The sequence below is a fragment of the Phycicoccus endophyticus genome, assembly GCF_011326735.1.
GTDB classification, from domain to species: domain Bacteria; phylum Actinomycetota; class Actinomycetes; order Actinomycetales; family Dermatophilaceae; genus Phycicoccus; species Phycicoccus endophyticus.
In genome coordinates this window covers 41329-53927 of the sequence record NZ_JAANCN010000012.1, presented here as the reverse complement: position 1 = coordinate 53927, position 12599 = coordinate 41329, and the positions used below count along the sequence as shown (strand labels likewise).

11 protein-coding genes are annotated in these 12599 nt (G+C 72.2%); 4 read left to right on the top strand and 7 right to left on the bottom strand.

Features of this window, described 5'->3' with window-relative positions; all coding sequences use genetic code 11:
* The first annotated feature begins 16 nt into the window (after positions 1 to 16).
* The 3 genes from G8D98_RS12685 to rsgA are packed head-to-tail and all read left to right on the top strand — an operon-like array spanning position 17 to position 2866.
* Positions 17 to 559, top strand: a complete 543-nt coding sequence (locus tag G8D98_RS12685) for a DoxX family protein (RefSeq protein WP_166103931.1) — start codon at positions 17 to 19, stop codon at positions 557 to 559.
* Positions 546 to 1838, top strand: a complete 1293-nt coding sequence (gene aroA / locus G8D98_RS12680) for a 3-phosphoshikimate 1-carboxyvinyltransferase (protein WP_166103929.1) — start codon at positions 546 to 548, stop codon at positions 1836 to 1838. Before G8D98_RS12685 ends, aroA begins: the two co-directional genes overlap by 14 nt.
* A complete protein-coding gene (gene rsgA, locus G8D98_RS12675; protein ID WP_166103926.1) occupies positions 1838 to 2866 on the top strand; it encodes a ribosome small subunit-dependent GTPase A in 1029 nt (342 codons plus the stop codon). The genes aroA and rsgA overlap by 1 nt, the downstream gene beginning before the upstream one ends.
* 19 nt (positions 2867 to 2885) lie before the next feature.
* On the opposite strand, the gene G8D98_RS12670 is transcribed toward rsgA, so the two are convergent.
* The 5 genes from G8D98_RS12670 to G8D98_RS12650 all read right to left on the bottom strand — a co-directional run bounded on the left by G8D98_RS12670 (position 2886) and on the right by G8D98_RS12650 (position 8877).
* Positions 2886 to 4112 carry an ABC transporter ATP-binding protein gene (locus tag G8D98_RS12670; protein ID WP_166103923.1) on the bottom strand — a complete coding sequence of 409 codons (1227 nt, stop codon included), beginning with the start codon at positions 4110 to 4112 and terminating at the stop codon, positions 2886 to 2888.
* Positions 4105 to 5142, bottom strand: coding sequence for an ABC transporter ATP-binding protein (locus G8D98_RS12665; RefSeq protein ID WP_166103920.1), 1038 nt, complete (start codon positions 5140 to 5142; stop codon positions 4105 to 4107). The genes G8D98_RS12670 and G8D98_RS12665 overlap by 8 nt, the downstream gene beginning before the upstream one ends.
* 6 nt (positions 5143 to 5148) lie before the next feature.
* Positions 5149 to 6081 carry an ABC transporter permease gene (locus tag G8D98_RS12660; protein ID WP_166103917.1) on the bottom strand — a complete coding sequence of 311 codons (933 nt, stop codon included), beginning with the start codon at positions 6079 to 6081 and terminating at the stop codon, positions 5149 to 5151.
* Positions 6074 to 7003, bottom strand: coding sequence for an ABC transporter permease (locus G8D98_RS12655; RefSeq protein WP_166103914.1), 930 nt, complete (start codon positions 7001 to 7003; stop codon positions 6074 to 6076). The genes G8D98_RS12660 and G8D98_RS12655 overlap by 8 nt, the downstream gene beginning before the upstream one ends.
* A 215-nt stretch (positions 7004 to 7218) precedes the next feature.
* On the bottom strand, positions 7219 to 8877 hold the full coding sequence (locus G8D98_RS12650) for a peptide ABC transporter substrate-binding protein (RefSeq protein ID WP_166103910.1): 1659 nt from the start codon (positions 8875 to 8877) through the stop codon (positions 7219 to 7221).
* Positions 8878 to 9114: 237 nt separating this feature from the next.
* Here G8D98_RS12650 and hisN point away from each other — a divergent pair, with 237 nt between their 5' ends.
* Positions 9115 to 9930 (top strand): histidinol-phosphatase, encoded by an 816-nt coding sequence (gene hisN, locus G8D98_RS12645; RefSeq protein ID WP_166103907.1) that lies wholly within the window; start codon positions 9115 to 9117, stop codon positions 9928 to 9930.
* A 24-nt stretch (positions 9931 to 9954) separates the two neighbouring features.
* On the opposite strand, the gene G8D98_RS12640 is transcribed toward hisN, so the two are convergent.
* Entirely contained in the window at positions 9955 to 11301 is a 1347-nt protein-coding gene (locus G8D98_RS12640) for a M16 family metallopeptidase (RefSeq protein ID WP_166103904.1), read from the bottom strand.
* Positions 11298 to 12587 (bottom strand): M16 family metallopeptidase, encoded by a 1290-nt coding sequence (locus G8D98_RS12635; RefSeq protein WP_166103902.1) that lies wholly within the window; start codon positions 12585 to 12587, stop codon positions 11298 to 11300. The genes G8D98_RS12640 and G8D98_RS12635 overlap by 4 nt, the downstream gene beginning before the upstream one ends.
* Positions 12588 to 12599: the final 12 nt, after the last annotated feature.

Genomic DNA, 12599 nt, shown 5'->3' with positions numbered 1-12599 from the left:
CGACCCGGAGGTACCGATGTCCCTCGTGCGCCGCATCGCCCGACCGCTCCTCGCGTCGATGTTCGTCGTGGGTGGCACCGACCAGCTCAAGCACCCCTCGGCCAAGGCCGAGGCCGCGGGGCCGGTCGTCGAGAAGGTCGCGCCGCTGCTGCGGCTGCCCGAGGACACCGAGCTGCTCGTGCGGGCCAACGGCCTCGTCATGGTCGGCGCGGGCACGATGCTCGCCCTCGGTCGCTTCCCCCGGGTCGCCGCCGTGGCCCTGGCCGCCACCCTCGTCCCGACCACCGTTGCCGCGCACCAGTACTGGAAGGAGGAGGACCCGGACACCCGGGCCCTCCAGCGGATCCAGCTGCTGAAGAACCTCGGGCTGCTCGGCGGTCTGCTGCTCGCGGCGGTCGACACCGAGGGCAAGCCGGGGCTGGCCTACCGCGCGCACCTGGCGAGCGAGAGCGTCCAGCGCGCCGCCCGGACCACCCGGCGCGAGGCCCGCCACATGGCCCACTCGGCGTCGACGGAGGCGAGGCTCAAGGCGGCCCAGGCCCAGCATGCCTTCTCCTGACTGGAGCGCCCCGTCCGCCGACGGCCCGGTCGACGCCCGGGTCGTCCTGCCCGGCAGCAAGTCGCTGACCAACCGCTACCTCGTCCTCGCGGCGCTCGCGGGCGACGTCTCGCGACTGCGCGCTCCGCTGCACGCCCGCGACACCCACCTGATGGTGGCCGCCCTGCGGGCCCTCGGCGTCGACGTCGAGGACGTCCCCGGCGGCGACTGGCTGGTCACCCCCGGCCCGCTGGCCGGCGCCGGCAGCGTCGACTGCGGGCTGGCCGGCAACGTCATGCGCTTCGTCCCCCCGCTCGCCGGCCTGGCCACCGGAGCCACCCGGTTCGACGGTGACGCCGGCGCCCGCCGGCGGCCGATGGGTCCGGTCCTCGGCGCCCTGCGCACCCTGGGGGTCCGCATCGAGGACGACGGGGCCGGCGCCCTGCCGTTCACCGTCCACGGCGCCGGGCACGTGCGCGGGGGTGACGTGACCATCGACGCCTCGGCCTCCTCCCAGTTCGTCTCGGGGCTGCTGCTCTCCGCGGCCCGGTTCGACGAGGGGGTCACCGTCCACCACGACGGCAAGGCGGTGCCGAGCCTGCCGCACATCGAGATGACCGTCGAGACGCTGCGCGACGCCGGCGTCGTCGTCGACGACGGGGACGTGCACACCTGGCGGGTCGAGCCGAGCGAGGTCAACGCCCTCGACGTCCAGGTCGAGCCGGACCTGTCCAACGCCGCCCAGTTCCTCGCCGCGGCGCTCGTCACCGGCGGCCGGGTCCACGTGCCCGGCTGGCCGCAGTACACGACCCAGGGCGGCGACGCCGTCCGCGAGGTCCTCGACATGATGGGCGCCGAGGTCGTCCTCGACCGATCGGGGCTGACGGTCACCGGCACCGACGACATCCTCGGCGTCGACATCGACCTGCACGACTCGAGCGAGCTCACGCCCGTCGTCGCCTCCCTCGCCGCCCTCGCCGAGGGGCCGAGCGTCATCCGCGGCGTGGCGCACATCCGCGGTCACGAGACCGACCGGCTCACCGCGCTGCGGGCCGAGCTCACGGGCCTCGGGGCCGAGGTCCACGAAACCGAGGACGGTCTGCGAGTAGTCCCGAGACCGTTGCACGGCAACCGGTTCCACACCTACGGCGACCACCGGATGGTCATGGCGGCCGCCGTCCTCGGGCTCGCGGTGCCCGGCGTCGTCGTCGAGGACGTCGGAACCGTGTCCAAGACGATGCCGGAGTTCACCGCCCTGTGGGAGCGCATGCTCGCCGAGCGGGTCCCGACGGACGTCTGATGGCGAGACCGGTGCGGGACTACGACGAGTCCGACGTCCGCATCCGACCCAACCGGCGGGGGTCCCGCCCCCGGACCAAGGAGCGCCCCAAGCACGAGGACGCCGTGCCGGGCCGGGTCCTCGCCGTCGACCGTGGCCGCTACCGGGTACGGGTGCCCGGCGACCACGGCCACCACGAGGTCTCGGCGATGCGGGCCCGCGAGCTCGGCCGCAAGGGCATCGTCGTCGGCGACGAGGTCTACCTCGTCGGGGACACTTCCGGCGCGGAGGGCACCCTCGCCCGCATCGTGCGCCTCGGCGAGCGCGAGACCGTCCTGCGGCGGACCGCCGACGACACCGACCCGGTCGAGCGGGTGCTCGTCGCCAACGCCGACCAGCTCGTCGTCGTCTCCGCCCTGGCCGACCCCGAGCCGCGACCGCGGCTCATCGACCGGTGCCTCGTCGCGGCCTACGACGCCGGCATGGAGCCGCTGCTCGTCCTCACCAAGGCCGACCTCGCCGACCCCGGGCCCTTCCTCGCGCAGTACGCGCCGCTGTCCGTGCCCCACGTCGTCACCCGGCGCGGCGCCGACGGGGGGCTCGCCGGGCTCGAGGAGGTCCGGGCCGCGCTCGCCGGGCGGGTCAGCGTGCTCGTCGGGCACTCCGGGGTCGGCAAGTCCACGCTGGTCAACGCCCTCGTGCCGGAGGCCGAGCGGGCCACCGGGGTGGTCAACACGGTGACCGGCCGCGGGCGGCACACCTCGACCTCGGCGGTCGCGCTCCCGCTGCCCGGGGAGGACGGGTGGGTGGTCGACACCCCGGGGGTGCGCTCGTTCGGCCTGGCCCACGTGGACCCGACCCGCATCGTCCACCACTTCCCCGACCTCGAGCCGGGGACGGCCGAGTGCCCCCGCGGCTGCACCCACGACGAGGAGGAGTGCGCCCTCGACGCGTGGGTGGCCGGCGGAGGCGCCGGACCCGCCGGGCCCTCCCGGCTGGAGTCGCTGCGACGCCTGCTGCGGACCCGCACGGCCGCCAGCGAGGACTGAGGCGCCCTCGCCCCGGCGGTCAGCGGGTGGGGTCCTGGTGGTCGTCGGTGGCCAGCCGCGCCGGGTCCGCACCCTCGGGAGCCGGGTTGGTCGCCTCGGCCCGCCGCGCGGTCGAGCCGGCCTGCGCGGAGCCGAGGCTCTCACCGCCGCCGGCAGGGCCGAGCCCGGCGCCGGCGTCGGAGAGCTCGGAGACGTCCGGGCTCGCGAACCGGTCGTCCGGGTTCTCCCCGCTGACGTCGGTGGTCTCGACCACCCTGCGGACCTCCGCGAAGTGGCACGCCGACAGGTGCGACCCGCGCCCGTCCGGACGCTGGACCAGCTCGGGCTCGTCGGTGGAGCAGACGTCCTGGGCCTTCCAGCAGCGGGTGTGGAAGCGGCACCCCGAGGGCGGGTTGGCCGGCGAGGGGACGTCGCCGACGAGGACGATCTGCTCGCGCTTCCCGCGCAGGGTCGGGTCGGGGACGGGCACCGCCGAGAGCAGCGCCTGGGTGTAGGGGTGGGTCGGGCGGGCGTAGACCTCGTCCTCCTCGCCGATCTCGGCGAGCTTGCCGAGGTACATGACCCCGACCCGGTCCGAGATGTGCCGGACGACGGACAGGTCGTGGGCGATGAAGACGTAGGCGAGCCCGAGCTCGTCCTGGAGCTGCTCCATGAGGTTGACGACCTGGGCCTGCACCGAGACGTCGAGCGCCGAGACCGGCTCGTCGCAGACGAGCACCTTGGGGTTGAGCGCGATCCCCCGGGCGATGCCGATCCGCTGACGCTGGCCGCCGGAGAACTGGTGGGGGTAGCGGTTGATGTGCTCGGGGTTGAGCCCGACGAGGTCGAGCAGCTCCTGGACGCGCTTGCGGCGCCCGGCACGGGGGACGACGTCGGGGTGGATCTCGAACGGCTCGCCGATGATGTCCCCGACGGTCATTCGCGGGTTGAGCGAGGTGTACGGGTCCTGGAAGACGATCTGGATGTCGCGGCGCAGCCGGCGGGTGTCCCGGGCGGAGGCACCGGACCAGTCCTGGCCCTCGAAGACGACCGAGCCCGCCGTCGGCTCCTCGAGCCGCATGAGCAACCGGCCGAGGGTGGACTTGCCGCACCCGGACTCGCCGACGATGCCGAGGGTCTCGCCCTTGTGCAGGTCGAAGCTGACGCCGTCGACCGCCTTGACGTGGCCGACGGTCCGGCGCAGGACGCCCTTCTTGATCGGGTAGTGCTTGACCAGATCGTGGGCGCTGAGGACGACCTCAGGCATCGATGACCTCCTCGGCGAAGTGGCAGGCCGACAGCCGGCCGGGGGCGACCTCCCGCAGCGGGGGCAGCTCGGTGCGGCAGACGTCCTGGGCCATCCGGCACCGGGGGTTGAAGGCGCAGCCCGGCGGGATCCGCATGAGGTTCGGCGGCAGGCCGCCGATCGCGGCGAGGGTCTGGCCCTTCTGGTCCAGCCGCGGGATCGACTCCAGCAGGCCGCGGGTGTAGGGGTGTGCGGGGTTGCGGTAGAGGTCGTGGACGTCGGCCTTCTCCACGAGCCGCCCGGCGTACATCACGACGATCCGGTCGGCCACGTCGGCGACGACCCCGAGGTCGTGGGTGATGAGGATCAACCCCATCTGGCGTTCCTGCTGGAGCTCCTGGAGCAGGCTCATGATCTGCGCCTGCACGGTGACGTCGAGTGCCGTCGTCGGCTCGTCGGCAATGAGCACCGCCGGGTCGAGGGCGATGGCCATGGCGATCATGATGCGCTGGCGCATCCCGCCGGAGAACTGGTGCGGGTAGGCCTTGACCCGGTCGCGAGCGGCCGGGATCTGCACCCGCTCCATGAGCCGCACCGCCTGCTCCAGCGCGTCGGACTTGTTCATCCCGCGATGGATCCGGAACATCTCGGCGATCTGCCACCCGACGGGGAAGACGGGGTTGAGCGAGGAGAGCGCGTCCTGGAAGATCATCGAGACCTCGGGGCCGCGCGTCTTGCGCCGCTGCTCCTCGGGCATCGTCAGCAGGTCATGGCCGCAGTAGCGGATGTACCCGTGCGGGATGACCGCGGGTGGCATGTCGAGGATCCCCATGATCGCCTGTGCGGTCACGGACTTGCCGGACCCGGACTCGCCGAGGATGGCCAGGGACTCGCCCTCGTGGAGGTCGAACGAGACCCCGTTGATCGCCCGGGCGATGCCGTCGGGGGTGTGGAACTCGACGTGGAGGTCCTCGACCTCGAGCAGCCTTCCGTCCTGTGGGGTGTAGGTGACCTCCCCGTTCGCGGACCGGGTGCTGGTCTCCGTCGTCATCTCAGGTCACCTGCTCTTCGGGTCGAGGGCGTCGCGTACGGCGTCACCGAGCATGATGAACGCGAGGACTGCGAGGGAGAGGAACATGCCCGGGAAGAAGAGCATGTGCGGGGTGGTCCGCAGGCCGACGATCGCCGAGCTGATGTCGATGCCCCAGGAGATGGCCGGGTACTGCAGGCCGATCCCGAGGAAGGACAGCGTCGCCTCGGCCGCGATGTAGGCGCCGAGGTTGATCGTCGCGACGACGATCATCGGGGCCAGGGCGTTGGGCAGGACGTGCGAGCGGATGATCCGCCCGGGGCTCGCGCCGAGCGCTCGGGCCGCCTGGACGTAGTCGTTCGGCTTGACCTGGATGACGCTGCTGCGCATCAGCCGGGCCAGGCTCGGCCAGCCGAGGACGACGAGGGCGAGAACGACCTTGAGGACGATGAGCAGGTAGTTGTTGTTGAAGAAGTCCGGCAGCGAGACGAGGAAGATGATCGCGCCGAGCAGCAGCGGGATGGCGAAGAACACGTCCCCGATGCGCGAGAGCAGCGAGTCGACCCATCCCCCGACGTAGCCGGCGATCACGCCGACCGTGCCGCCGAGCAGCACCGTCCCGATCGAGGTGAACAGGCCGACGAGGATGGAGGCGCGCGCCCCGTAGATGCACCGGGCGTAGATGTCGTAGCCCTGGATGTCACGGCCGAACCACGTCCCGTCCCCGGGACGTGAGCGGGCCTCGGCGAGCACGGGGACCGTGGGGTCGGTGCGGGTGAACAGACCCGGGAAGGCCGCCATGACGACGAACACGGCGATCATGACCGCGGACACCCAGAACAGCGGGTTGCGCCGCATCGCCCGCCAGGCGTCCGAGGCGAGCGAGCGCTCCTCGCCGACCTCGCCGGCGTCGTGCGGGTCCACGGTGGGAGGCGCTTCGACGATGGACTGCTCAGTCATGGCTGATCCTCGGGTCCAGGAGGCCGTACAAGAGGTCGACGATGAGGTTGACGACGAGGTAGACGAGCACGAGGACCGTCACCGCCCCGACGACCGACGCTCCGTCCCGGGACTTGATCGACCGGAAGATGTAGTTGCCGACGCCGGGGATGTTGAAGATGCTCTCGGTGACGATCGCACCGCCGAGCAGCGCCCCGAAGTCGAACCCGATGAAGGTGACCACCGGGATGAGCGAGTTGCGCAGCGCGTGCAGCCCGTAGGCCCGACGCTTGGTCAGGCCCTTGGAGATCGCCGTGCGGACGTAGTCGGAGCGGAGGTTCTCGGCGAGGTTGGTCCGGGTCAGCCGGGCCACGTAGGCGACCGAGAGCGAGCCGAGCACGATGGCCGGCAGCAGCAGCTGGTAGAACGTCGCCTCGCCCGACGTCACGGTCACCGGGAAGAGCCCCCACTTGACCGCCAGGAAGTACTGGGCGAGCCCGCCGATGACGAAGATGGGGATGGAGATCACGACGAGCGTGGCGATGAGGACGAGGTTGTCGAGGAACCCGCCCTTGCGGATTCCCGTGAGGACGCCCGCGAGGATCCCCAGGATCGCCTCGATCACGACCGCCATGGTGCCGAGCTTGACGGTGACCGGGTAGCGCTCCTTGAGCTGGTCCGAGACCTTGATGCCGTTGTACGTCTCGCCGAAGTCGCCGTGCGCGAGGTTGCCCACGTACTTGAAGTACTGGACCGGCAGGGGGTCGTTGAGGTTGTACTTCTCCTCGAACGCCGCCGCGTAGGCCGGCGGGCAGGCCCGCTCCCCGCACTTGCCGTCGAGCGGGTCGCCCGGCAGGGCGAAGACCATGGCGAAGATGAGGAACGTCGCACCGATGAGGACCGGGATCATCTGCAGCAGCCGTCTGACGATGTAGGTGCCCACGTCACCTCCTGGGATCTCGGGCCGTCTGGGGGTGGGCGACGGCGGGGGGCGGGATGTACCGGGACGAACCTAGACCATGGGGGGACCTGTGGTGCAGGGGCGCCCCCGGCGAAACGCCGCACACCGGTCCCGACACGGCCGTCGGCCTGCCAGCGGGTGGCTGACAGGCCGACGGCCGCGTCGTTGCGTTGTGGGGACCTGTCGGTCCCCTCAGCTCACTGGACGGAGACCTGCGTGTAGTCGACCGTCCCGAAGGCGGTGATCTTCACACCGGTCACGTTGTTCGACCAGCCCATGGTGGTCTTGCCGTACCACATCGGGATGGAGGCCATGTCCTCGGCGAGGAGCGCCTCGGCCTGCTGGTACAGGCTGTTGGCCTCGGCCTCGTCGGTGGCGGCGGCCGCCTGGTCGATGAGGTCGTCGAACTCCGGGTTGGAGTAGTCGCCGTCGTTCGAGGACGCACCCGTCTTGTACAGCGGGGCGAGGAAGTTCTCGATCGACGGGTAGTCCATCTGCCACCCGGCGCGGAACATGCCCTTCATCTTGCGGTCGCCGATCTGGGACCGGAAGGTCGCGAAGTCGACGACACCCTGGGCGACGCAGTCGACGCCGAGCGCCTGCTTGATGCTGTTGCAGGTCGCCTCCGTCCACTCCTTGTGGCCGCCGTCGGCGTTGTAGGACAGCGTGATCTTGTCGCCCGGGAAGCCGCCGGCGGCCTCGAGGGTCGACTTGGCCTTCTCCGCGTCGTAGGTGCAGGCCTCACCGCACTGGTCGGCCTTGTACCCGTCGACGACCGGGGAGACCCAGCCGGTGGCCGGGGTCCGCGTGCCGTTGAAGATCTGCTGGATGATCGTGTCGCGGTCGATGGCCATCGAGATGGCCTTGCGGACCTCGACGCTGTCGTAGTTCGGGTCCACCGAGGACGGCGCGAAGTCGAGGACGTCGATGCGCCCGGTCTCCTTCTGCGCGTTCCGGTCCGGCAGGTCCGACTTGTACTTGTCGTCGATGAGCGCGCTCGCCGGGATCGAGGTGACGATGTCCAGGTTGTCGGCGAGGACGTCGTTGTAGGCCGGGTCGACGTCCTGGTAGATCTTGAAGGTGATCTTGTCGACCTTGCCCGGCCAGTCGCCCGTGTAGTCGGCGTTCTTGGACAGGACGATCGACTGCTCCTTGTTCCAGGCGTCGAGCTTGTACGGGCCGGAGCCGACGGGCTTGTTCCCGAAGGCCTCCGGGTCGTCGAAGAAGACGTCCGGCAGCGCGGCGAACGCGGAGTAGCCGAGGCGCACCGGGAGGTTCGAGACCTTCTCGGTGGTCTTGATCGTGAAGGTGTAGTCGTCGACGACCTGCAGGCCGGTCATCTCCTCGGCCTTCGGCTTGCCGGCCTTGGCGCACGGGTCGTCGCCGTCGCCGGTGCACTGGAGGTCGCCGAAGCCCTCGATCGGCTCGAAGAAGTAGCCGTTGTACTGCCCGTTGGGCGCGTACGCGGCGTAGTTCCACGCGTCGACGAAGTTCTTGGCCTTGATCTCGGTGCCGTCGTGGAACTTCAGGCCCTGCTTGATCTTGATGGTGAAGTTCTGGTTGTCGTCGGTGTCGATCGACTCGGCCTGGTCGTTCTCGGGCGCCGCCGTGTCGGCGTCGTAGTGGACGAGCTTGGAGAAGACCTGGTCGAGAACGTCACCGCCACAGGTCTCCCCCGTGTTCTGCGGGACGAGCGGGTTCTGCGGGTTGCAGCCGTAGACGGTGATCTCGCCGCCCTCGGCGCCACCCCCCGCCGAGCTCTGGTCGCCGTCGCTGTCGCCGCTGCCACAGCCGGCAGCCAGCAGCGCAACGGCGGACATGGCCGCAACGGCGACCGTGCGAGTCGTTCCTCGCATGGGTGTCCTCCTACGTGACGTGGTCCTGCCACCCGGTACTGGGTGGTCTTCTGCGCCGGGCCCCCGGTCGGGAGCGCCAGCGGTGGGCATCGCCCTGCGGCGTGCCGGCACCACTAAAGACCACCGACCGCCGCGGAGGGAAGTTCCGGGGCACGTCGAGACCCGATTGTGACCGAAGTGCGACCCACCCGCGGTGTGCGCCGAAAGATCTTCGGCACGAGCCGGTACGGTGTGGCCGTGCCGGCCTACGACGACGACCTCCGCCTCGCCCACGTCCTCGCCGACGCGGTCGAGCGGGTCACCATCGAGCGGTTCCGTGCCGAGGACCTCCACGTCGAGACCAAGCCCGACCTCACCCTCGTCAGCGACGCCGACCGGGACGCCGAGGAGCTCGTGCGATCCCAGCTGCGGCGCACCCGGCCGCGCGACGCCGTCATCGGCGAGGAGCTGCCGGCCACCGGCTCCAGCGCCCGGCAGTGGGTCATCGACCCCATCGACGGCACGCACAGCTTCGTGCGGGGGGTGCCGGTGTGGGCCACCCTCATCGCCCTCGTCGACAACGGCCGGCCGGTCCTCGGGCTCGTGGCGGCGCCGGCGCTCGGGCGGCGCTGGTGGGCGGCGACCGGCTCGGGCGCCTGGTCCGGGCGGAGCCTGACGAGCGCACGGCGCCTGCACGTGTCGGCGGTCTCGCGGCTCGCCGACGCCTCCCTGTCGCTCTCGAGCACGACCTCGTGGGCCGACGTCGGCCGCCTCGACAACGTGCTCGCGCTCGCGCGCTCGTGCTGGCGGGAGCGGGCCTACGGCGACTTCTGGTCCTACATGCTCGTCGCCGACGGTGCGGTCGACATCGCGGCCGAGCCCGAGCTGTCCCTGCACGACATGGCCGCCCTCGTCCCCGTCGTCACCGAGGCCGGCGGGCGGTTCACCTCCCTCGACGGGGTCGAGGGACCCTTCGGCGGCAACGCCGTCGCGACCAACGGGCTGCTGCACGACGAGGTGCTGGCCCGGCTCGCCGCGGGCGGCCAGCCGGCGCTCGTCCCCGACCGTCCCTAGGCCCCGCAGGACCCGGCCGGCGGCTCAGAGCTCGACGACCGACAGCGGCCCCGGGACCCGCCCTTCGAGCCGGGGCAGGATGCTCTCGGCGTCCCCGACGAGGACGACGCTCCACTCCCCCGTCACCGTGCGGCGGTAGGCGGCGTCGAGGTCCTCGAGGGTGAGCGCGGCGACCGCCGCGAGATGGCCGGTCGTGAAGTCCGTCGGCAGACCCTCGAGCGCGAGCGCGGCGGTCTCGTCGGCGACGGCGTCCGCGGTCGCGTACCTCCCCGGGGCGGTCCGGGCGACGTAGTCGACCCCCGCGCGCAGCTCGGCGGGGGTGAACCCGTCGCGCGCGGCGTCGAGGATGCCGAGGAGGATCTCGAGGGCGTCGGCAGTCACCTCGGCCCGGACGGAACCGGCGGTGACGAACGACCCACCGGCCACCCGGGGGCGGAAGGACGAGCGGATGCCGTAGGTGTAGCCCTTCTCCTCGCGCAGCACGGCGTCGATGCGCGCGCCCGGCGAGCCGCCGAGGACGAACGCGGCGACCGGGTGCGGCGCCCACCCGGTCGGGGTCGAGCGGTCCGGGCCGGGGCAGGCGACGACGAGCTCGGTCTGCACCGAGCCGGGGCGGTCGACGAGGACGACCCGGGCACGGTCGGCCGCAGGGACCGGGGGAACCGGGGCGGCCGAGGCCTCGTGGTGCGGCGCCGCCCAGCTGCCGAGGCCGGCCTCGAGCTCGCCGAGGGCGTCGAGCCCGGTGAGGTCGCCGGCGAGCACGACCGTCGCGCCCCGGGGGCCGACCCGGCGGGCGTGGTGGGCGACGATGTCCTCGCGGGTCAACGCCCGCACCGACTCCGGGGTACCGGCGCTCGGCCGGGAGGCCCGGTCGCCGTCGGCCCACAGCGTCCGCGCGAGCTCGCGCGCGGCCCGGTGGGGCGCCGAGGCACGCTCCTGCTCGATCTCGGCCAGCCGGCTGCGCAGGATGCGGCGCACCTCCGGCTCGGGGAAGGAGGGCTGGCCGAGGGCCTCCGCGACGAGCCGGGCCGCCGGGCCGAGGTGGTGCTGCGGGACGTCGACGTCGACGAGCAGCCCGCCGTCGGACACCCCGGCGCCCAGGGCCATCCCGTGTCGCTCCATGAGCTCGGCGAGCTCCTCCGGCTCGTGCTGCGTGGTGCCCTCGTCGAGCAGCCGGGCGGTCATCGCCGACAGCCCCTCCAGCCCCGCGGGCTCGTCCGCGAGCCGGGAGGGGACGACGACCCGCATCGAGAGCACGTACTGGCCCGGCAGGTCGTGCAGGAGCAGCCGGACCCCGCCCGGCAGCAGGTGCTCCCGGACCGGCGGGTAGCTCCACGGTCGAGGCGGCGCGACGCTCGGGCGGGCGGTCACGCGACGGCCTCCGCATCGGAACGGGCCGCGAGGTAGGCGACGACCGCGCGGCTGTCGGGGGCGAGCCAGCGGCGGGTCGCGGCGCGGACGTCGTCCGGGCGGACGGCCCGGACCCGGTCGAGGTGGGTGTTGACCAGGCCGGGGTCGTCGTGCAGCAGCGTGTAACGGCTCAGCAGGTCGGCCCGCTCCTCCTGCGAGGCCAGGGCCGACAGCCACGCCCGCTCGGACTGGGCGAGGGAGGCCTCGAGCTCGGCGTCCGTCGGGCCGCTCTCGGCGAGCCGCTCGAGCTCCTGGACCAGGGCGCTCTCCAGGTCGGCCGGATCGGTCCCGGGCGCGGCGTCGAGGACGACGAACCCGAGGGAGACACCGTCGAGGAGACCCCAGGCGCTCGCGTGCACGGCGGTCGCCGTCTGCTCCCGCCGGACCGTGCGCCGTGCCAGCCGCGAGCTGGTGAGCCCCGCCAGGCAGTCCAGGGCGACGGTCGCCGCGAAGAGCTCGGCACTCTCGTCGACCGGCAGACGGAAGCCGACGTGCAGCCGGTCGTTGGGCACCGCCTCGGTGCGCTCGACCCGCACCGGCTCGGTGAGCGGCCCCAGCTGAGGCAGCGGGGGCCGCTGGGAGCGCGCCGTGGCGGACAGCGGGCCGAGGTAGCGACCGACGAGGTCGAAGCCCTGCTCCGGCTCGACGTCGCCGCAGAGCGTGAGCACGGTGTTGTCCGGCGCGTAGTACCGGCGGAAGAAGGCGTGCACGTCCTCGAGCGCCGCCGCGTCGAGATCCTCCATCGAGCCGATCGTCGGGTGGTGGTAGGGGTGGTCGGCCGGGAACACGGCGGCGTAGAGGTCGGCCAGCGCCGTGCCGTAGGGCTGGTTGTCGTACCGCTGACGCTTCTCCTCCTTGACGACGTCCCGCTGGTTGTCCAGGTTGGCCTGGGTCACCGCGTCGAGCAGGTGTCCGTGCCGGTCCGCTTCGAGCCACAGCGCGAGCTCCAGGGCTCCGGTCGGGACGGTCTCGAAGTAGTTCGTGCGGTCGAACCACGTCGTCGCGTTGGCACGCCCGCCCACGGCCATGAGCGCCTCGAAGTGCTCGCCGCTGCGGACCGACCGGGACCCCTGGAACATCAGGTGCTCGAAGAGGTGGGCGAAGCCGGTGCCTCCCGGCTGCTCGTGCCGGGAGCCGACGCCGACCCAGAGGTTGACCGTGACGTTCGGCACCGTGTGGTCCGGTGAGACGACGACACGCAGCCCGTTGGGCAGCGTGCGCCGGTGCACCGGGTAGTCGAGCGGCATGGGCGCCACCCT